Here is a 20,859-nt window from a genome sequence, read left to right as displayed (position 1 = left end):
TCACGTCTTCGCGAGTCTGAGCAGGAGCATCACACGTGCGCGCGTGCCAGGACTGTCGCGCGCACTGTTCGTTGGAGGAAGCCCGGTCGGGGATTGAACGATGCCGGTCAGTGCGGAAGCAGGCGTGTTCACAAGAGCTTTATCCAACACGGCCATTGCCAAGGGGATAAGCCGCTCGATGAACGTCGCCGCGTCGACGTAGTCACCGATCCCGACACCTAAGCGTCGTAATCCCCAAGTGTTGTATCCGCCGAGCTGGGTGAAGAGTCGGACAAGGTCGTCGGCTTCCTCCTGGGGCAGCCTCACGAGGGTCTGCAGGTGCGCAACCTGCGGTTCCTTCAACGCAATAGGCGACAGCCCTTCGCTGTGGACAGTATTTCGGAGAATGCGGCAGACCTCGAACATCCGATAGCCGTCGCTGCGCCGTTTGAACAGGGCCGTGAGTTTGGCGTTGCCCAGTTTCTTCAGCCACTGTCTGTTTTGCCAACCCGCCTGTCTACGTTCGTTCTTCGGCAAATCGTAGACGAGGTGAGCAGCCCTAGCCGCTGCGTCGAAAGCCCCGACGAGATTGACCAGAAAGTAGTCCAGGAATTCGACCGTACGGTCCGCGGTGTTGTTGGTCTGTGTAGCCACGGATGCGATGAGCAGTTGGTCGCGGCACCGCAACATCCGGATGATGCGTTCCCGGACCGTCTGGGCCAACAGTGCAGCAGTGTCGTTGCCGGTCGTGCGACTGTGTTGGCTGAGCTCGGAGGCCCACACCCGCCACGACGGGAGGAGTTCCTCGACTGCCAGAAGGAACGTCGAGCGTTCGTCGAGTACCAGTTGATCCGGTCCGATGACGGGGTATTTCCCCTTATTGCGGAGGTACAGCCCGACGACCCCTACGGCCTCGGCTGCGGAATAGGGGTGCGCGTTCGTTATGTCGGTCGCCTGGCTGGACAGGATGCGCGGATTGGTGGTGGCCAGCAGATCGGCGGGCATTGTGCTGCTGGCCTTTGCGACGAGAAGTTCCTTCAACCACTGTCCGGCGCTCACTCCCTGGGCTCCGGCGTCACGCAGAGCGATCTTTTCGTAGGTGCTGTAGGGCCAGATTGCATGTCCGGTCCGTCGCCCCGGGCCGTCGATGGTCGAGAACTCCAGGTAGTCGTGGGCATCCGGGGCGAGGGGGCCTGGTGGTATGAGGACCCGGCCGGCGTCTGCCGGGTCGTTGGCGGTGCCGATCCAGTAGCGGTCGATACTGTCGTCCTCTGTCAGCGACCACAGAAAGGTTTCCGGGTCCGGCATGTCGAGGGGGGGATCGATCCACTCTTCGATCCGGCGCTTGTCCGGCGCTACGTCGAGGACGATGCGTAGCGGCCGGCCACCCTGATCGAACGGGCCCGGCGGATCGCCCGCGGCCTTGTGATGCACTGACATCCGCGGGAAGCCCATCGACGCAACTCTCTTGTGTTTCTGTCCTCGGAGCTTGATTAGACGAGAAAGGGCACGGACAATGACTGTCCGTGCCCTTTGCGTACAGGGAATCAAGCCATGGGGCCTTGGGGGGCGACGTTACCCATCGCGCCGCTCCAATCACGGAGCCAGAAACCGAGCGGGCCGAGTCCGAGCATTCGGGCACTTCCTTTCGCTGGAGGAAACTGAGCCATCCACGGTACCGACGCCTGAACCGATGCGCACCCCGAGGGCTCTACCGGCCACGGATCCGTCCACCTATCATCGGCAAGGCATGGGTTCGGCACTGGACGTATCCGAGATTCGGTGCGATAATATCTTGGCGTGAGGCACTAGCCTCGTCGAAGTGAACCCGGCAGCCTTCCGGACGGTTGGTGAGCCGGGTTTTGCGTATCTACAGCGTTTGCGACGTGCTTGAACGGGCAGCGAGTTCAGCATTCAGGTACTTGTCCAACGCACCCAAAATCTCGGACTCGACCTCGGAGACTGTCTTGCCTTCGGCATAGGTTTGCGACTCATCCAGCCGAACGCCGAGCACACCCGCAAACCGCTCGAGTACCCGACTGCGGCTCTCGAACGGGGCAGTGTCCGACGAGGGTAGGGACACCACTCGTGCATCGCCCAGGTTCAACAGCACGAGGTCGCGGGCGAGCACGCGCGGGTCATTGGAGTCGTCAGGCAGCGTGGGAAGTAGCTGGCCGTACCGTTTCATTTCGGTGTGCTCGCGTACGTGCCGCTGTTCGTACTTGACTGCCCAGGGCTGACTGTTCGACGTAGTGTTGGTGTATCGCAGATGCCGGTTTCGGAACAGGAAGTCGGGGACTTCCGGAACCACGGGGGTGCGCAGAAGCCCGAGTATTTCGTCCTCGCGGTCGCTCAGGTCGAGTTCGCTCGCTCCGGCTGCTCTGGCGCGTAACGCATCGATTCGTGCCGCGTTCGAGTCCTCCTGGCGCGGCGTATACGGACGCGCTGCCTCGCATCGAGCGAATGCGCAGCCGTACGTGTCGAGTTCATCGGCTACAGAACCGATCCGGTATTGCTCAAGATTCTGTTCTGGCAGCGCGACGTCGGCCAGCCGCGTGGCATCCCACTCGAATGCGGTGTCGATCGCGAGCTGCAGCCGTTGTTCGGAGTCCCCCCACAGCGAGAGGGCGAGCGCCCACACGTCGATCGAGTGCAACCCATCCGCAAGGGTCACCGGATGAAATGCCGTGCGGGCATGGCGTCCGACCTGCTGTTTCCTGATGTGCACGGTTCGCGCCACTTGCGCGTGTGTGTATCCGGCTGCAAGCAACTGTTTGACGGTGGGGTTGAGCACCAGCATTTCCACGAGTTGCTCGAACGTGGCCACGTGTACGTCGGCGATGGTCTTGGCGGATCCGGCCATAAGCACAGTGCTGGGATCGAGTGTGGACTCCATTTCAGAATCATACGTTTCGGGTTCCCATTTGGGAACTACACGGGTTTCAGTGTGGAACTCAGGCGCAAGACTAAGGGTCGGAGGGAGTTCACTCGGTCAAGTCAACGTGTTGTAGGTGGTGATCATCGGCTCGATTCGCGTCTTCCAATGTCCGCCTTTGGCCAGGCACCATGCCACTGCGTCCGGCACCCACAGCATGGGCTCTTGTTTGGCGCGGAGGTGCTCGTAGGCCAAGCGATCCTGGATCTGTTGCTTACGAGTTGCGGCGAACAGTGTTTGTCGGTCTGCTCTGAGTAGGGAGTCGTCCTGCTCGATGACCAGGCGGGTGGCCGACATACCTGCGAGGTCGGCCACGAGCATTTGCAGTGCCTGGGTGCGACCTTCTCGTTCGGGCAGTGCTGCTGCGTCATAGACGTGAATGCGGATGGGCAGCCCGGCGATGGCGTCGGCGATGGTTCGTCTACGAGAGTCGCTTTCGGACTTGAAGTGGATGCGCTCCTGCCCTCGCAGGCGCAGTGCCACGAGTGTTTTGCGTGAGGCCTGAAGGTCGCGGACATCGGCAATCGCGGCCACGACGACGAGACCTCTGCTTTTGGTTTCGTCGACGTAAGCGTGCACGATTCGAGACGGTAGACGACAGGGGTGCATCGCACCTACGGGGTGTAGCCACAGCGCCCCTCACCGTTGAATCGCCACGCGACCGCAGTCGACGTCAGGTCTACCGGCATCCTGGTTTCATGACCGATAAGGACCTCCCATCGAGGCAGCACATCGCTCGACAAGCCGCTGAGATGCTCGACCTGCAAGCTGCTCGTCTGGTCGCGGCGTCGACGACCGATACGAGGATTGGATCGACGAAGAAAGCAAAGGCCGACAGTGAGTACCAAACGGGCCACAAACAGCTAAAGAGACTGCTTCAGCAATTGGGGGTGCCGAACCCCATCCCCTACAGCACGCTTGGGGAATGGGGCGGACGCTGGAGCAAAGGTGATCTCTCCACATGGGTTCACCGCAGGGAGTTCGTCAGCACCCTCGTAGCGGACACAGCGGCCACACTGACGAGCATTCAGGGGTCGGGCGCTTTGGTTACCGCCTCCACCACTGCCGACCCGACGTGGGCAAGTCTGCAAGATCGTATCGATGGTCTAGCGCGTGCACTGGAGCAGGCGCGCACCGATGACGACCGCCAAGACGTAGGCCGACGGGCCCGCGAGATCCTCATCGACGCCACCTCGATCATTCGAGACCCCGACTTGGTACCGGACGGGGACGACGAACCCAAGGCGGCAGATGCGAAGCAATGGATAGGGCTGTATCTGAAGCGATACGCCGCCGGAAGCTCGCACAAGGAGTTGCGCGTCTTCGTCAGGGCGACGTGGGATCTCGCGCAGCGTGTGACCCACTCAGGCGTCGATCACGTGGAGGCCTATGCAGCCGCGCAGGCCACGGTGACGGTGGTCCGTGTTCTGCAATTGCTGGAAAGCGACAGCACGGAAAGGCTGGAGTAACTCGGCCACCACTACGCGCCTACTAGCATGGTCCGATGGCCAAGAAGACCGGGAAACTGTTCATCAGTCACGCAGGTGACGATGAAAAATACGTCTCCAAGTTCGTGGAAAAGATCCTCCGGCTCGGGTGCGGATTCCCTCGTGAACAGGTCTTCTACACCTCTCAGCGCGGGACAGGGATCGCATCCGGACTCGACCTGTTCACCGAAATGAGGGAAGAAGCAGCGGCGTCGCCATTGGTCATTGCGATCGTCTCCCCTACTTACCTCACCCGTCCGACATGCTTGGCGGAAATGGGTGCCGCATGGGTGAAAGGGACGTTCCTCCCGGTGCTCACACCTGGGCTGGCCAGAGAGGACTTGCCGGGACCACTGAAAGCAATGCTGATCGGTCAGCTCGACGAGGCCACCGCTGGGCAGGACCTCGACGTAATGCACGACAGGGTCATCGAAGCGTTCGGTCTCAAGGCGAATACCGCAGATTGGACTATTCACAGGGACAAGTGGCTGGTCAGCGCCTCACGATACGAGGAGTTGCTGGGGAAGGTCGAGACCTACTCTGCAGAACAGGTCGCCGAAATCGAACTTCAGCTCGAGCAAAAGACGGAAAGCTACAACCTTCTGCTTGAGAAGTTCGGGGAGCTCGAGGATCGCTATGACGCCCTATTAGCGGCGAAGACCCAGGAGCAGATTGCGGCTGTGGAATTGCCCGAGGGCGAAAGGGAGCAGTTCGAGCACCTTGCCGGTGCGGTCGTCAAGTACTTTCAAGAATCCCGCATGCCAGGCTCCGTAATCACGGCGATTCGCTTCCATGTCTCCAACGACGATCTGATCCTGCCCGACAGCTTTCATGACGTAGACGACGAAAATCCCGCGTTCTACGACGCCGCCGAACGCGGTTTTTTGGTGATCGACAACGACCCCCCGCTCGAGGTCGCACTCAATCAGCAGCACCCAAGGATCAAGAAGGCGCTCGCGCTCGTCGAAGCCTTCGTCGAATGGTTCGATTCACCTAGTCGCACGGAGGGGTTCAAACGGTGGTTCGAGGACCAGTTCGACTTGCCCGTCGATTTGAAGAGTTCCGATGTCTGGGATGCTGTGCTGCGTCCCTGACCACCAGTCAGCCGACCGGTTCACCTGTCCAGGCCGTGATCGCGGTGTCGATCCGGTTCCGGCGCAGGCGGGCGGATGGTGCCGGCCTTCTTGGTGGACTGGCGGTTGAGCATGGATTTGAGCGGCGATACGTCTCGCTCGGCCTGAGGCGATTCGTGACTCGATGCCTCGGTTTCGAGGTCGCGTAGTGCGCCTTCGGCGGCGTAACGGGCCGAGTCGCGGCGTTCCTCGAACCCGGAGGTCGAGTTGTCGGGGCCTGTCCATGCGGTCCAGTGCCAGGTGCGGTCAGTCCATTGGATCGCCGCTCCTGGTGCACCGCTGTCGCGGTCTGCTCCGCGTTGAAAGCGTGATCCGTCAGGCGATTTCGGCTTCCATGGGTCGTCGGCGCGGCGTGCGTCTCGCTCGGTTTGGGCTGCGGCCCACTTTTCGGCGAAGGCCTGCATCCGGTCGGGGACGGACTGGACGAGTGCTGCGCGGCTGCTGTGTTGGGCGTCCGCGTGTGCGGGGGTGGGGTTGAGGTCGAGGCTCCATTTCGGGTACAGCCCTTGCGATCGGCGCCGGTCGAGGTCGCGGCCGCGTTCGGTGAGCGCTTCGGGTGAGTTCTCGCGGGCGTTGACGTCTGCTTTGAGTTCGGCGAGCGCGTAGCGGGCCTGGGCGAGTTCGTCGGTGCGCGTGAAGGTTCGGTCTTCCTGCGCGGTGAGCTCGGTCAGTCTCCCGGCGATGTGTGCGCGGTCGGCATGAGCTGCGGTCGCGCGCACGGGCAGCTCTTTGATCATGTTGCGCATCTGCTGGAGGATCCCGCGTGCGGCGGTGGTACTGGACATCGCTTCGGTGAGTTTGCGGTGCTCGACGTAGCGTTTCGGGCCTGCTGGTATGGAGAGTTCGAGCTGGTCGTTGACCGGGCGGTAGGTGCCGGCGATCGCGACGCCGGCGATCTCCGCGAACTCGCTCGGTCGTCCGCTCTTGACTGCTCGCATGTCGATGTAGGTGGTGCGCAGGACGTTCTGCAGCGCGTCGACGAGCGATTCGGTGTCGTCGTCGGCGGCGGTCCGGTGATCGATAGTGATCATCTTCTCGGCGCGGTCGTCGATGTCGAGCCATGCTGCAGCGCGGTCGGCATTGGCCTCGATAGTGGGCATGTCGGCGTCGAGGCGCTGGGCGGCGCGGTCGAGGCGGTCGATGGCCGCGCGGCGGGAGGCGTTCGCGTTGGCGATCATGGTCTGTTCGGATTCGAGCGCGTCGACGTGCGCCTGCTGCTCGATCGCGCGGACGTAGACGGGGTCGCCGGTGGCGGCGGCCTTGGTCTGCGCGGCCGACAGGGCGATGTCGCCGCCGACGTCTTCCATCGTGTCGGGGATCTCGCCTCCGCGTAGCTGCTGGACGGAGTGGGCTTTGCGTTCGATGATCTGCCACATGGTGGCGTCGTAGGAGCGTCGGGCGACGATGTTGACCACGTCGACCTCGCGGTGGACGTTGCCCTGCCGGATGATGCGCCCGAACCGCTGCTGCATGTCGGCTGCGGTCCACGCGGGATCGAGGGAGATGAGTTGCTTGAGCAGGCGTTGGGCGTTGACGCCGGTGCCGAGCTTGGGTGTCGAGCCGATCAGCACGCGAACCTTGCCGGCGCGGCAGTCGGCGAAGAGCTGCTGCTTCTGTTTCGGTGTCGGGTAGTCGTGAATGAACACGACCTCCGATCGCTCCATTCCTCTGTCCACCAACGCTTCTCGCAGGCGAGCGTAGAGACTCTTGTCCGCCGCCCCGCCGGCCTTGGGGGTGCCGCGGTCGCAAAAGACCATCTGGAATACCCCGCGGGCGTCGGGGCCGTGCCGGTCGGCGGGGGTGAACAGGTCGCGGTGCTCGAGGTGGGTGTTCCAGAGCAGATCCGCTGCGACGGCGACTCGGTCGTGTTCGGGTTCCGGTTCGGGCAGTTTCGCCAGGGTCGGGTGCAGGGAGGCGTTGCGGCCGTCGTTGGAGATCTTCAACGCGTTGTCGACGTCCATGCTGCGTCCGGAGGTCGCGGCCATGCGTTCGTCGAGATCGAACATGAAGTCTCGGACCTGCGGTGCGAGGTCGAATTCGACGACCAGCGGCTTGCCGGTGCGCATTCGCGGCAACTCGACGGGGATCTGGTCCTCGGTGACCACGTCGCGGAATTGATCGACCATGGCGATCAGTTGCCGCAAGTTCTGGTACTCGGCCATCCGCGAGATCGGCCGCAGTGAGGTACCGGTGATGTTCATTTCGACGGTGGTGCGCTGTTTGGCGAATGTCTGTGCCCAGGCGTCGATGTGGCCGATTCCGGCGGCGTCGAGCAGATCGGGGCGCAGATAGCGGTTCATCACCCACAGCTCGGACAGGGAGTTGCTCACCGGTGTTCCGGTGGCGAAGGCGATCGCTTTCGCGGGGGCGTCGGGTTGTCCGGATTCGACGTTGCGCAGGATGGCGCGGTCGCGTAGCCAGCGCGCTTTCATCTCCAGGTCGGAGGCGCGTTGCGATCCCTCGGGCAGGGACAGGTCGGCGGAGTTGGAGGTGCGGGCGAGGTTCTTGTAGTAGTGCGCCTCGTCGACCCAGAGGAAGTCGCAGCCGGACTGCTCGAATGTCAGTCCGGTGTCGGATGCTTTGGAGGACACCAGTTTCTGCTGTTTGGCTTGTTCGCGTTTGAGGACGCGTTCGATCTGTTTGACGGTGTGCTCGCCGCCGGTCTCCTTGGCGCGTTCGAGGCCTTCGCGTAGTTCCATCATGCGGGTCTCGATGTAGGCGAGCTCGGTGTCCTTGCTGACCGCGATCAGCTTCATCACCGATTCGGGGACGATGACCATGTCCCAGTCGGTCACCGCTGTTTGGCCGATAAAGCGTTGCCGGTCGCGGGGCCCGGACAGGTCGCCGCCGACGAGCACTTTCGCGGCCGGGTAGGCATCGCGAACCTCGGCGGCCCACTGGTCGACGAGGTGGTTCGGCACGACCACCCACGGCTGGCGTTTGTGTCCGAGTCGGCGCATCTCCATGCAGCTGATGGTGATGGTGAGGGTCTTGCCCGATCCGACGCAGTGATCGAGCAGGATCGTCTCCCCGTGAGTCAGACGTTGTTCGGCTTGGCACTGGTAGTAGTACGGAATGTAGTTGGGGTTCAGGCCCGGGTACTGCTTGTGCTCGGTGGCGAACTGGGGTTTGACGAACCGGTTGAACCGCCCGTTGTAGACCTCGGTGAGGTGCTCGTAGCGGGCCGGATCGGACCAGAGCCACTGCACGAACTTCTCTTCCAGCCGTACCGCGCGATTGCGCAGGTCGGTGGTGTGTTTGGGGTGGAATCGCGGTTTGGGCTCGCGGTCGAGCTCGCTCTCGGTCTTGAGCACTTCGACGGGCTTGTTGTTGGCGATCGCGGTGAACAGCTCGAGCCCGGAGTAGCGGCCGGCGATGCCCCACGGGTCCTCGTAGCCTTGCGGGTCGTCCCAGTTCGGGGCCGAACTGGTCTCGAACTGCCAGGTCGCGTTGACTGCGGCGTACGAGACGGTCAGCTCGTCGGGGTCGATCCCGAACTCCTGGACCAGGAACTGCTTGTGGTTGTCGACTCCGACCCATTCCGCGCCGGGACGCACCCCGATGCGCGCGGGGTCGGCATCCGGTGGCACGACGGCCTCGAGGGCGTCGACGACACCGGTGTAGACGTCGGGGTTCTCGGCTTCGGCGACGCGGGCGCGGGCGAGCTTGCTGCGGACGTCGCCGGCGAGGAATTGGCCGGCGACCTCGTAGGTACTCGGATCGGTGAGTGAGGGGTAGATCTTGCCTCGGGATCGGTCTAGTACGTCCTCGACGTCGGTATCGAGCAGCTCGGCCACCCGTTCGGGGTCGATGCTGCCGCGTTCATCGAAGGCGATGGCGATCGCTTCGTCGATGCCGGCCGCGCTGGTGGCGCTTTCGGTGGTGAAAGTGACGTCGGTATCGAAGATCGAGGTCTTGGTGGCCTGCTCGGTCTCGTCGTCGAAGAGTTCGAGCGAGCGGACCATCGCCATGCGGGGGTCGAAGCTGATGGCCCCTTGAAGGTGATGGCGGCTCTTACGGGGCCCCTGCGCCGGTGTGCGCGCCTTCTCCAGCAGTGCTTCGGTGACCTCGGTGGGCATCTCACCCCCGTAGGGGGGTAGATCGAGGTCTGCGAGGTCGTCGGGATCCACCCCTCGATCGAGGGCGGCCTGCCCGGCTGCGTCGATGCGCCACTGCGCTTCGAGGGCGGTGAAGTTCTCGGCGGTCTTCTCGGGGCTGTTCTCAGTGGCGTGGTTGGTCCACTTGAACCGGTTGATGAAGCCGTATCGGTTGGTGTAGTCGGTGTATTGCCGATCGAGCTTCTCGCGCAGGTCTTGTCGGTGCTCGGGGGTCGAGTCGGCGGTGCGCGCGCTCTCACCGATGTCCAGGACGGTATCGCCCATGGCGAGCAGTCGTTGCCACTGATCGTTGATCTCGCGGCCCTTGGCGGGGGTGAGAACCCATCCGGCACCGACCTGGTACTGCTCCCACCGGGAGCTGTGGGCGTCGAATCGCAGTGTGCCGGGGATGGTTCCGGTATCGGTCCCGGAGTCGGTGTGCAGGCCGGCGGTATCGAGCTCGTGATGCTGGGTTCGATCTGGAGCCGCGGCGGTCATCGCCAGGCCCGAGTCCAGGGCATCGTCGACGATGTTCTCCAGCGCCCGCGTCAGCAGGGCTGGTACGGATTGCGATTGCGGGGCAACGACTTTCATCGTGGTCGAGCCGTACATTCCGGAACCGACCTCGACGGTGCCCAGGATGCGGTCTCGGTGCCGGTTGAAGTACCGGTTCAGGTGGGCCGGTGCGGTGCTGTCTCCGTTCCCAGTGGGAAGGGTGACTTGGGCGACCTCGGTCCACAGCGTGGTCTGTTCGGTGGCCTCGCGGCCCGGCTCTCGCCTGCGGAAGATCAGCACGTCGGTGAGCACGTCGGTGGCGGCCTGGCGACGATGCGCGGCCGACGGCAGCCGGACGCCGCCGACGAGGTCACCCAGGGCGGCGATCTCGCGCCGCGCGGCCGGGCGCACCGAATCGGAAGTGAACGTGCTGGTGATGACCGCGACGTACCCGCCGGGGGCGGTCAGGTGCAGGGATTTGATGATGAAGTGGTTGTGGATCGAGCGACTGTTGGGGTTGTGAATGTCGTCGTAGACCGGATAGTCACCGAACGGGACGTTGCCGATGGTTGCGGTGAAGGTGCCGTCGCCGGCGAACGCTGCCTCGAATCCGTGGTTGCGGATGTGCTGGTTCGGATAGAGGTGATGGGCGATCGCTGCAGTGATGGGGTCGAGCTCGACGCCGACCATCTTCGTTCCGGTGGGGGCGAGACCGACGAAGTGTCCACTGCCGCAACCCGGTTCGAGGACGCGGGCACCCTCGGGCAGACCGGCGCGTTCGACCGCGCGCCAGAGGGCAGAAGCGATGGCGGGATCGGTGTAGTGGGCGTTGACGGTGCTCAAGCGGGCTGCGGCGTAGTCCGGGGCGCTGAGCAGGGTGCGCAGTTCCTCGCGCTCGGGCTCCCATTCGGTCTTGGCGGTGTCGAATATCTGCGGCACGCCGCCCCATCCCGACCAGCGAGCCAGTGCGTCCTGCTCGGCGTCGGTGGCGGGGCGGGACTCGGTGGCCAACCGCTGAACGATGGCGAGGGCATCGAGGTTGGCGCGGGCTCGGGCTTTGGCTCCGGATGGGACGAGAACGTCCGTGCCGAGAACGAAATCGACTGCGGGAGCAGTAAATCGGGCTGAGTGGTCAGCGGAGTCGACACCGCTACCTAACGGTTCCCGGCTCGGTCCGCCCGCGTCGACGCCGCCGAGTTCGGCGGCGGTCTCGGGTTCGGGCGTCGCTTCCGGTCCGGTCGCGGTCTGGGGTTCGGGTTCTGGCGTGACGGTGTCGGAGACGGCGGCATAGCGGCGGGCGGTGTCGGCGCTGATGTAGACGGTGGAGCCGTCGGGGCGTTGGGCGGCGATGAGACTGTTGCTGCGCCACAACGGGCTGGTGAGGGGTTCTCCGGTCTCGTACTGGGGCACCTCGACCGGCGCAGCGTGTACCTCGCGGGGTGTCGCGGTGTCGGCGGAATCGTCAGCGGGAAGCGATGTTTCGGTGGCCGCAGCGGCGCGCCTGGCAGCATCGGTGCTGGCGGCGGTGGCGTAGCCGTGGATGAAGTCGGCGCGGATCTGTGTGGCGTCGACGCTGTCGGAGGGCAGGGATTCGAGTGCTGCGCCGACGACGGGGTCGGCGGAGGGATCGGGCGCGGCAAAGGGCGCGCGCGGGTCGTAGGCGCGGCGGCCGCGATCGTCGAAGTCGACGATCGCAGCAGTGGCGGCATTGTCGAGCTCGTTCTGGGCCAGGTGCTGACGTGCAGCTTCGTCGGTGGTCTCTGGCCCTGTGGTGTCCGGCTCTGTGGGGTCTGCCTCGGGTGCCCGGTGGTGGGTCTGCCAGAGCAAGTCGACCAGCTCGTGGGGAAGTGCATCGAGGCGGGCAGGATCGGCCAACAGCGATTGTGCGGCGCCGGTGAGCGCGGTGTCGGTGTCGTCGACGCCCACGACGGCGTCGAGCATGACCGTTTTCGTCCGTGCCAGCGCCCACGACTGGAACTGGGCGAAGGTGTTCGACGACGCCTGAGCCGAGACGGTCAGATCCGCGTCGGCGAGGACGGCGGCGCGGATGCGCTCGGTGAGTACCTCGTGTGCCGACGCCTGCGGGGGTGCCGGCGGCGCTGCATCGTCGGTGCTGCGCAGCAGTGGCAGCTCGCCGGCGAGGATGGCCTTGATGGAGCGGTCGGCCTCGGCTTTGGTCAGGCGCGCGTCGACGGTGTCGTCGGGTAGTCCGGATCGGGCGAGCAGCGTGCGCAGGGTGTCGAGTTGGCGTCCGGTGGCGGGGTCGTTGGCCCAGGTCGGCGGCGTGCGGCGTTGCGCGGCGTCGGCGCGGGCGACGGCGCTGTGGTTGATCGAGGCGGGATCGATCCCGGCGGCGCGCAGGGCGTTGCCGAGCTGCCCTTCGGCCGCGCGGGCGCGCTCGTAGTCGGCGAGCAGTCGGGTGCGCCGGTAGGACAGGTCCGAGATCCGCTGTGTCAGTGCCTCGATGCCGTCGCGGTTGTCTTGCTGGCGTGCGCGTTCGAGCGCGCGCTCGGCGTTGTCGAGGTGCTGCCTGAGACGGCCTCCTCGGTGCAGAATGTCGGCGGTGGCCGTGTGGGCGTCGACCCACTGCGCCCGAAGGGTCAGAAGGGAGTCGCGCCCGGCGTCCGGTCCATCTCGTCGAGGATCAACGTTTCGAGCTCCGCGGCGATCGGATCGCTCGCTGTGGTCGGCGTCGGCTGGTTGTCGTCGAGTCGTTGCTGGATCAGCGCCTGGGCGAGCAGCAGGAATCGACCCGGACGGTCCATCCACACCCGGTCCACGATCCGGCTCGCCAGCGGCGAGATGTCCACCGACAGTGTCGTCCAACGCATCTCGTCGCCCTTGTCCTGCGCGCTCTGCAGGTGCGCTCGGCGCTCCTCCTCGATCACTGCGTCCGTGGAGATCACCCGTTGGTAGATCTCCTCGGTCACCTGCGGGTACAGGTGTTCCTCGAGGATCTTCGATCGTGCCGAGTGCCAGGCCGTGGTCATCAACGCCACGGTCGTGGGGTAGTCCGGTGTCACTCCCGGGTTCTCGGCCCGCCACCGATCCATCAGGAAGCCGTGGGCGCTGTCCCCCACCGTTTCCTCCACCAGTTGGGTCAGTCGCGCCGCTTCGCGTTCGATCTGTTCCTCGCGTACGGCCTCGGGCAGGTCCGGATCGAGTCCGATCCACTCCCCCCAGATCCTGCGCACTTCGTCGCGGATCCGCAGATCCACGTTCATCTCCGGTTCCGACATCGTCGGTCCCCTCTCCGATCGAAAACAGGGACGGTTGATCCTGGTCGTCACGCGCCATGGTCGCTGCGCCCCCGCTCGGTGTGTGGTGAAAGCGAAAAATCTACCCATGCGGCACACCGGATCGGTGCGGCCGTTCGACTGGTCGGGCTCGTCCATCGTCGTCCGTCCTTCATTCGGTGCTCACAGTTCATGGCCACGGTCCTTTCGTGGGCCGCTCTCGGGTTCTCGGTGCGGTCCCTTGCTTCCCTTTGCCTGCTGTCTGCGTAGTCGTTCGCGTACCGCGTCTTCGGCGGCGCGTTCGCCCTGCGTGAGGGCGGCGCGGCGTTCGAGTTCTGCGCGGTAGCGAGCCAACGTCGCGGCCCCGCTCTCGCTGGGATTGAGCCGTTGACTGAGCGTGGTCTGTTTGATCTTGGCTTTGAGCTCGGGTGTTGCGGTCTTCATGGCCTTGGTTCCCTCGGCGATGCGTTCCTCGATCAGGTCCGGATCGACTGTGGTCTCTGTCGGTTCGGCAGTAGCAGTTGCCTCAGTGCTGACACTGCTCGGCACCGGTGGGGCGCTCTCGTCGGGAAGCGATGTCCCGTGCAGGTCCGGCTCGGAGTCGGGCATCGCCGACGCTTCGGATGCCGGGAGTTCCGAATCGACGGACTCGGTGGTGAGTGCACGGGGATCTCGGGAGGGCTCGACCGCCGCGAACGCTGGATCCGACAGAGCAAGGCGCGCTGTGGTGCGGTCGGATCGAGCCGGTGTACTGCGATTCTGCGCAGGCTTTTTCGGTGCGGCGGTGGGGCTTGCACGGTCGACGTCGGGCTTGGTGAGGACGGCGACCTGGCCGCGACTGTCCGGCTCGGGCGAGCGTGCCGGCGGCAGGGGGGTGTGTTCGGCGACGGCGGGGGCATCGTGGTGGGCCTCGTGCATTTCCGCGCGCATGATCTCGCCTTCGAGTGCGCGAACGGTGGCGCGGGCGTCGTCGACCGACATCTGGTCGATGCTGGCTGCCGTGTCGCGGATGACGTCGGCATCGGCGGTGGTCACGATGTTGCCGGGTCCCCCGGCTGCGGTCTCGAGGTCGGCCTGGGCCCGCTGCCAGAGCTGGTGGGCGTCGCGTTCGGTGGCGTGCGCGTGCTCGCGCAGTATCTCGACCAGGGCGAGGTCGGCCTGGGCGTGGAGTGCGTCGTCGTCGCGGCCGTCCTTGGTCGCGGCTGCTGCAGCTCGCGCCAGGTCTCGGCATCGAGCGTCGGTGGTTTCGAGTTCGCGGGTCGTCTCCAGCCACCGGGCGTGCGCGTCCTGTGCGGCGAAGTACAGCGGGCGCAGGGCGTCGGCGCGGCTGCGGACATCGACGATCATGGGGATCGCAGCGGTCATCGCGGGGCCTCGTTCGTCGAGGTACGCGCGCCACAGATCGTTGCTGCGGGTGCGTGCGTCCGCGAGCTCGGCGTGCAGCGCGGCCACCCGGGCAGCGGGTGCGATGTCTTCGTGTTCGGGGCGGACCATGCGCAGGGAGTCCATCGACTCCGCGAGCATGTCCCAGTCGGCCCCGGTGTCGTACTCGAAGTCCGGTGGCGGCAGGTCGGACTCCGGGTCGGGAGGCAGGTCCGCGTCGCTCAGCTCGGGGTAGTAGTCGTCGAAGCCGGCCTCGAACACCGGGCCGGTCCCGGTGACGGTTGCGGTGGTGGTCTCGGGGGCGTGGCTCTGCGTGGTGGCGGGGGTCGACTCGTACGGGTCGATTTTTCCGGCGACGGTTGCTGCTGCCTCGTCCTCGGCAGGGTCGACCAGTGCGTGTTCGACGGCTGGGAAGTCGTGGTGGGTGAACTCGTGATGGCTCAGGGCGGTGATCCGCCACGCCAACGCTTGGGTGAGCTCGTCGGGGCGTAGTTCGTCGTCGACGTCGCGGGCCTGGGTGAGCAGCTCGTCGGTGAAGGCCAGGATCTGCTGCGGCTCCCAGTCGATGGGCGCGTTGTCGACCGCGGCGACGAGGGAGGGCCATGCGTGATCGCTGCGGATCGTGCGCGCGGTCTCCTCGCCGAACACGACGTCGAGGGTCGGCGTCCAGTGCGGTGCGAGGTGCTTGGACGGTGTCGTGGAGTCCAGAGCGGCCGGGCTCAGGGTGCGCGAGAGCCGCCACCACAGGGCTGCAGCGGGCATCTCGTCGGGTAGTGGGCGGTCCCCGGTGACCGAACGCAGCAGAGCGGGGACGTCGAGACCGGCGCGGCGGGCGGTGGTCAGCCGGAGTGCGAGCACCGGCCAGAACGGATCGGTGAGGATCCGCGGCTCGATCTTCTGGGCGAGCGCTCTCCAGGCGTTGGTGGCGGCATCGGGCGAGCCGATGACCGCTGCTGCCCTCTTGTCGAGCCGGTTCTGCTGCCGTTTGTGTGCGGCCGCGAACTGCGGGGGACCGGTGGGCCGGAGGTCGATGTCGTCGACTGTGCGCGCTGCGCGCCACACGGCGAGGTCCGCGAGCAGGTCCGGGTGTTCGAGGAAGGGCCGGGCCCAGACCGGCGCGGTCTCGCTGGTCCAGCCGCGGGCTCGTTCGTCGACCGCTGTCGAGAGGGTGTCGACCAGTTCTGCGCGGGCGGTGAGGTAGTTGCTCCACGTCGGGTCTGCACGAAGGGCTGGAGGGATGGCGGGCAGCCACGGCAGGGGGCCGCTGCCGGCGGAATGCTCTCCGCTCGGGTCGAGCCTCCAGTCCAGGACGGCGGCGACGTCGACGGCGGTGTCGAGTTCGCGGTGGCTGGCGGCGCGGGCGAGTGCGGCGATCGGGTCGGTTCCCCCGACGGCGCGGATGGCCAGGTGCTTGCGCAGCACGGGCCATGCTGCAGCGTCGGTGACGCCGGGGACGACCTTGTCCGCTTCGGCATCGATGCGCTCCATCTCGTCGTCGCCGAGGACCTGTTCTGCGGCGGTGCCGACGGCATCGTCGTAGGCCGCTGCGGCGATCGGGAGTCGCTCGGCGGGGTCTGCGAGTCGGCGGGCGGCGGTGGTGGCCGATTCCTGCGCGCCGTCTCGGCCGAGGATGCGGGTGAACAGGTCCACAGCCGTTTGCGGTGTGACGGCTTCAGGGGTGATGACCGAGTGTTCGTCGCCGTCGAGGGCGGACCCGAAGTACAGGTGGTTCTCGCTGCGGCCACGGGTAGCGGCGACGTAGGCGAGCTGCCGGGTCTCGCGTCCACTGAAGACGGTGTGGCAGGTGTCGGCCGTGATGCCCTGCGCGCCGTGAATGGTGCGGGCGTATCCGAGGGTGACCTTCTCGCTGACGTAGTCGGCGGGCAGGGTCACCACACGACCGTCTCCGATGCGGCGGACTTTCAGGCTGCCGTCGGCGTTCGTTTCCTCGACGGTCCACCGGTTGCCGTTGCGGACGAAGTCGGTGGCCCCGATGACGAGTCGTCGATTGTTGCGACGGGTGGTGATGACGTCACCGACCGAGGCGTGCAGTCCGTCGGCCAAGGTGACCTCGCGGCCGATGATGGTCTTGCCCGTCGCAGCGAGGCGGTCGATACGGGCGCGTTCGTTGAGGGTGCGGACCGTGTCCCGGGTGGGGGCGAGCATGACCGCGTCGAGGCCGTTTTCGATGTCGCGTTGCCATGCCGAGTAGGCCTGGTCTTCGGCGGCAACGAGATCTCCGACGTGGACTCGGTTGTTGTCGATGTAGAAGCCGATGGCTTCGGCGTTTCCGGCTCGCAGGTCCAGGGAGGCGAGGCCTTCGGCGTTGTCCTTGAATCGGACGACGTCGGTGAGGGTGATCGCCCCGGTGGTGGTAGCGATGTCGCGGAGCACTCCGCCGGCGGCGACGGAGGCGAGCTGTTGATCGTCTCCGACCAGACGGACGCTGCCACCGCGGTCGAGGACGAACTGCACGGCCAGGTCGAGGTCGGCGGTCGAGGCCATGCCGGCTTCGTCGATGACGACGAGGGAACGGTGGTCGATGCTGTCGAACCAGTCCGGGACTGTCACGACCTCGCCGGGTGCGGCGTCGTCGAGCTCGCAGAGTGTGTCGACGAGTTTGCCGAGGGTGTCGGTGGTTGCGTCGAGGTCTTGTTCGAGGGCGGAGGCTGCGGCGGCGGTCGGTGCCAGACCGAGGACGTGGCCCCCTTCTGCTTCCCAGCTGCTCCGCAGTACGGCCATGGCGGTGGTCTTGCCGGTGCCGGCGGGTGCGAGGGCGAGCTGGAGGCGTTGCCCGGAGGTGGCGAGCTCCCGGACCATCTGTGCTTGGGAGGTGTTGAGATCGAATTTGTTGGCGGCGTGTTCGAGCAACGCGAGGTCGACGGTGAGCGGGTCGACGCTGCGTCCCCCGCCCAGTTGCGCGGCCTGCACGAGGCGGTCTTCGGCGGCGAGGATGGACTCGCAGGTGTAGAGGCGCGTGCCTTCGGTGGTGTAGACGCTGGCCCCGTTGCTGCGGCGCAATACCCCGGGCTCGTCCAGGTCGTCGTCCGGTCCCAACGCGACCGATCGCTGCGGGTCCAGAGCAGCATCGGTGATGGCGGTGATGGCGTATTCCATCTGCTCGCTCGGGACCGAGTGCGCGCGCACGATGCGGGCCGCTTCGGCGCGCACATGCCACTCCTGCCAGCGGGCGCGGCTCTGCCCGACCACCGACAGGGCGTGGTCGGCGCTTTCGGCGATCCACTGTGCGTCCACGGTGACGGGTTCGCGTACGGGCCCGTGGTCGTGGGTGGTGCGTCGGATCATTTCCGAGAGAGCGCGTTCGTTTCCGAGGACTTCGATTGCTTCGGCGCGCCAGGCAGTGCGTTGTTCTGCCAGCGAGCGTGGTTCGTGTTTGGCTTCGCGGGTTTCGAGGTTGGCGCGTTGGTTGAGTTTGCGGGCTTCGGCGGGTGTGGGTTCGCGGCCGAGTTCGCGTTGGAACTCGGCGGCGAGTTCTCCGCGGCGCAGGTCGATCATCCCGGCGCGGGAGGACCAGCGGGCGGCCAGATCGGCGTCGACGCCTACGATTTCGCGGATCGGGCGTTTGCCGGGGTCAGTGCCGGCGCGCTCGGCGAAGTCGACGCCGAGACGGTCTCGGAGGTATCCCTCGAGGCGGGTGTTGTAGGTCTCGGAGATCGCGACCATCGCTTTGTGCAGTGGCCGGCCGTCGATGGCGAGCCACTTGTTCTGCCCTTTGACTTTCACCTTGTTCGAGATCGCGACGTGGGTGTGCAGGTCGGGCTCGCCCGCGCGGGAGTCGCGGTGGGTGAAGGCGGCGGCGAGCATTCCTTCGGTGTCGACCTGCTGCACACCATCGGTGCCGAGCCGAGTGAGCAGGGCGTTGTTCTCGAACCAGTCGAGCGCGTCTTTGACCGCGTCATGGTGGGCGGCTTCGATCGCTTCGGACATCTCTCGCGGGGCCAGCGCCCACAGGGCACTGACCGACTTCACCGGGCTGAAGGTGACGTCGTATCCGGCGACGGCGGTGGTCTTGGCGCGAGAGTTCTTGGCCACCCAGCCGCTGAGTTCGCGGTCGTCGAGCGGTGCGCGGCCGAGTTCGGTCTCGAACATCTCGCGGGCGATTCGGGTGCGGATCTGCGCGCGGACGTCGTCGTCGACCGGCGCGTGGGAGGGCAGACCGAGGGCGGCGTTGTGTTCGGTGAACGCTTCGCCGACCGCCTTGCGGAACTCGGTGACGCCGGAGTGAATCCGAAAGGGGTTGCCCAGCTTGCTCTCTCGCAGTGCGAGCGCGGCGGCGTCTTTCTTGCTGGCACCGTCGGCGACGAGGGCGGTGGCGTGCCTGCCTTCGATGGCGGTGGCGTCGGGGTGTTTGCCTTCGCCGAACAGCGCGAGCATGTGCGCTTCGGTGACCTCGTCGCCTGCGCCGATGGTGCGCAGCGTGGGTAGCCCCGATCCCATCCAGAGGCCGGGCGACTCGCCTTTCGAGGAGTAGTAGTCCGCGAGAGTGTCGCGTCCACGTGCGGTGGCGTCGTGCGCAGCGACCTGCCGGATCAGGTACATGTACCCGTCCCCGGCCGTCAGCTTGTGCATCGTCGCGGTCACGAAACAGATCATAGCTGCTGTTATCTTTTCGTTATCCTTAATGCAAGAGGTCTGTAGGGCTTGATCTTGGGTTCGTGAGGTGAAATGGTGTGGCAGCGAGAACTGGGCTGTAGGAGAGGGCCTGTGGGTCGTGACGAGTGCTGACTGGCGTGTCTGTGTGGAGGTGGGTACTGCGGTGAGTAGGTCGGGTGATCGGATCTCCACGCGGACTCAGCTCCGCGCGGCGGCGGCGGCGAAGGTGGCCGGCGCGGCCAGCTCGGCCCGTCCGGCGGTGGCATCGTTTCTGGCTGCGCAAGCTCAGGTGGTCGCAGCGGAGCGGGCGATGGTGGCGGCGTTGATCGAGTTGCAGGCCCATGTCGGCGGTCTCGATGTGGCGGCGGAGATGGTGGGCCTGGACGCGGGAGCGGCCCGCGCTCTGGTCTCGCGTGTGGCTGCCGATGGCGCTGAACGCGAGGGTGGGTGATGGCCGTGCGTCGACCGGTGCCGCAGTCGACGACGAGCGCCGAGCAGCGCGAGATGTGGGTGGCTCGTGTTGGGGAAATCGCGGCTCTACTCGGTCAGTCCCCTCCCCCGTCCGTCGAGTTCCTCCCCGGTCCGTTGGGTATGGGTGCTCGCTACCACCACGGCACCGACACGTTGGGTGTCACGGACGGATGGATCAGTGCACAGCCGGATCCGCAGTCGTTGCCGTCGTCGGCATTACTGGCCCACGAATTGGGGCACCGTGAGGACTTGACCAAGCTTCGTCGCGCCCGCCGGCTCTACTACGTGGCGTACGTCGTTCTGGTGGTGATCCTGCTCGGTGGCTGCGCCGCAGCGTTCGTGTCGTCGACGCGGGATGCGAACGGCGGGTTGGCCGGGTCGGTGTGGTTCCCCTTGTTCATTCCGTCGATGGGTGTTGCCATAGTGGTCTCGCTCATGGTGATGAGTTGGCCGCGTGAGTACTACGCCGACGGTGTCGCGGCGCGTCTGTTCGGCAGTGACGGTGTTGCGGCGTGCTTGGCGGTGTACGCCGCGAACGGTCCTCGTTCGACCGTCTGGCCGTCGCACACGCACCCCTCACACCGGATGCGGATCGCGCGCCAACGTCGCCGCGAAGCCCAGAGACGTTAGGTTGCTCGGGACGAGAAGCTGTCTACGTGTGTGTCCATCAGGTCTGATCGGACCGGGTGACCGCCGCTCGGTAGCTGTCACCGAGATTTTCGGCCTGGACCGGGATGCTGAGTGGCACTCCGCTGTAGGACTCGCCGTAGGTTTGCGCGGTCACTGTCCACTCGGCAGTCAGAGAGGACGCGGTGTGATCGATCGCGCGCAGGATCAGCAGTTCGTTATCGCTGGTCCATGTCTGATCAGGACGGAGGTGTGGCAGGTCGATTGTGATGACGATCGTCTCGGCATCTGTGTTGTCCCACTCAAGGGGCGCGTCCGCCAGTTGCAAGCCTTTGCGGTAGTCCGTCACCGGAGGAGGCAGATACGTGTCGAACAATGGCTGTCCGGGCGGCGAGACGGGGG

Annotated in this window: 10 protein-coding genes; 4 read left to right on the top strand and 6 right to left on the bottom strand. The window is 65.8% G+C overall.

The window, feature by feature from the left end; translation table 11 throughout:
• From RFA01S_RS23180 to RFA01S_RS23170, 3 genes are all read right to left on the bottom strand, one after another.
• Complete coding sequence (locus RFA01S_RS23180; RefSeq protein WP_032406411.1) at window positions 1-1,419, bottom strand: hypothetical protein; 1,419 nt, start codon at window positions 1,417-1,419, stop codon at window positions 1-3.
• Window positions 1,420-1,849: 430 nt separating this feature from the next.
• Window positions 1,850-2,875: a hypothetical protein gene (locus tag RFA01S_RS23175; RefSeq protein ID WP_139278520.1), complete on the bottom strand. Its 1,026-nt coding sequence runs from the start codon at window positions 2,873-2,875 to the stop codon at window positions 1,850-1,852.
• A 96-nt stretch (window positions 2,876-2,971) separates the two neighbouring features.
• Entirely contained in the window at window positions 2,972-3,493 is a 522-nt protein-coding gene (locus RFA01S_RS23170; protein ID WP_081371410.1) for a hypothetical protein, read from the bottom strand.
• 119 nt (window positions 3,494-3,612) lie between these two features.
• Here RFA01S_RS23170 and RFA01S_RS23165 point away from each other — a divergent pair, with 119 nt between their 5' ends.
• Window positions 3,613-4,383 carry a hypothetical protein gene (locus tag RFA01S_RS23165; RefSeq protein ID WP_032406408.1) on the top strand — a complete coding sequence of 257 codons (771 nt, stop codon included), beginning with the start codon at window positions 3,613-3,615 and terminating at the stop codon, window positions 4,381-4,383.
• Window positions 4,384-4,418: 35 nt separating this feature from the next.
• Window positions 4,419-5,495 carry a toll/interleukin-1 receptor domain-containing protein gene (locus tag RFA01S_RS23160; protein ID WP_032406407.1) on the top strand — a complete coding sequence of 359 codons (1,077 nt, stop codon included), beginning with the start codon at window positions 4,419-4,421 and terminating at the stop codon, window positions 5,493-5,495.
• Between the two features lie 20 nt (window positions 5,496-5,515).
• Here RFA01S_RS23160 and RFA01S_RS28660 read toward each other — a convergent pair whose 3' ends face one another.
• Together RFA01S_RS28660 and mobF are read right to left on the bottom strand one after the other, a co-directional pair.
• Window positions 5,516-12,895 carry a helicase-like domain-containing protein gene (locus RFA01S_RS28660; protein WP_052060483.1) on the bottom strand — a complete coding sequence of 2,460 codons (7,380 nt, stop codon included), beginning with the start codon at window positions 12,893-12,895 and terminating at the stop codon, window positions 5,516-5,518.
• A 650-nt stretch (window positions 12,896-13,545) separates the two neighbouring features.
• Window positions 13,546-19,347, bottom strand: a complete 5,802-nt coding sequence (gene mobF / locus RFA01S_RS23145; RefSeq protein WP_162182871.1) for a MobF family relaxase — start codon at window positions 19,345-19,347, stop codon at window positions 13,546-13,548.
• A gap of 175 nt (window positions 19,348-19,522) precedes the next feature.
• Here mobF and RFA01S_RS23140 point away from each other — a divergent pair, with 175 nt between their 5' ends.
• Window positions 19,523-19,810: a hypothetical protein gene (locus RFA01S_RS23140; protein WP_139278519.1), complete on the top strand. Its 288-nt coding sequence runs from the start codon at window positions 19,523-19,525 to the stop codon at window positions 19,808-19,810.
• Window positions 19,810-20,460, top strand: a complete 651-nt coding sequence (locus tag RFA01S_RS23135; RefSeq protein WP_032406404.1) for a M48 family metalloprotease — start codon at window positions 19,810-19,812, stop codon at window positions 20,458-20,460. Before RFA01S_RS23140 ends, RFA01S_RS23135 begins: the two co-directional genes overlap by 1 nt.
• A 37-nt stretch (window positions 20,461-20,497) precedes the next feature.
• Here the strand turns inward: RFA01S_RS23135 and RFA01S_RS23130 are convergent.
• The coding region (locus RFA01S_RS23130) for a hypothetical protein (protein ID WP_169879470.1) at window positions 20,498-20,859 on the bottom strand (362 nt) is incomplete at its 5' end.

Origin of the sequence: Rhodococcoides fascians NBRC 12155 = LMG 3623 (genome assembly GCF_001894785.1) — a bacterium.
Taxonomy (GTDB): domain Bacteria; phylum Actinomycetota; class Actinomycetes; order Mycobacteriales; family Mycobacteriaceae; genus Rhodococcoides; species Rhodococcoides fascians.
This window is presented reverse-complemented; position numbering and strand designations above follow the sequence as displayed.

Bases quoted from the DNA above. Each gene is read 5' to 3' on its own strand.
- RFA01S_RS23180 (WP_032406411.1), bottom strand. From the start codon at position 1,419: ATGTCAGTGCATCACAAGGCCGCGGGCGATCCGCCGGGCCCGTTCGAT.
- RFA01S_RS23175 (WP_139278520.1), bottom strand. From the start codon at position 2,875: ATGGAGTCCACACTCGATCCCAGCACTGTGCTTATGGCCGGATCCGCC.
- RFA01S_RS23165 (WP_032406408.1), top strand. From the start codon at position 3,613: ATGACCGATAAGGACCTCCCATCGAGGCAGCACATCGCTCGACAAGCC.
- RFA01S_RS23160 (WP_032406407.1), top strand. From the start codon at position 4,419: ATGGCCAAGAAGACCGGGAAACTGTTCATCAGTCACGCAGGTGACGAT.
- RFA01S_RS23135 (WP_032406404.1), top strand. From the start codon at position 19,810: ATGGCCGTGCGTCGACCGGTGCCGCAGTCGACGACGAGCGCCGAGCAG.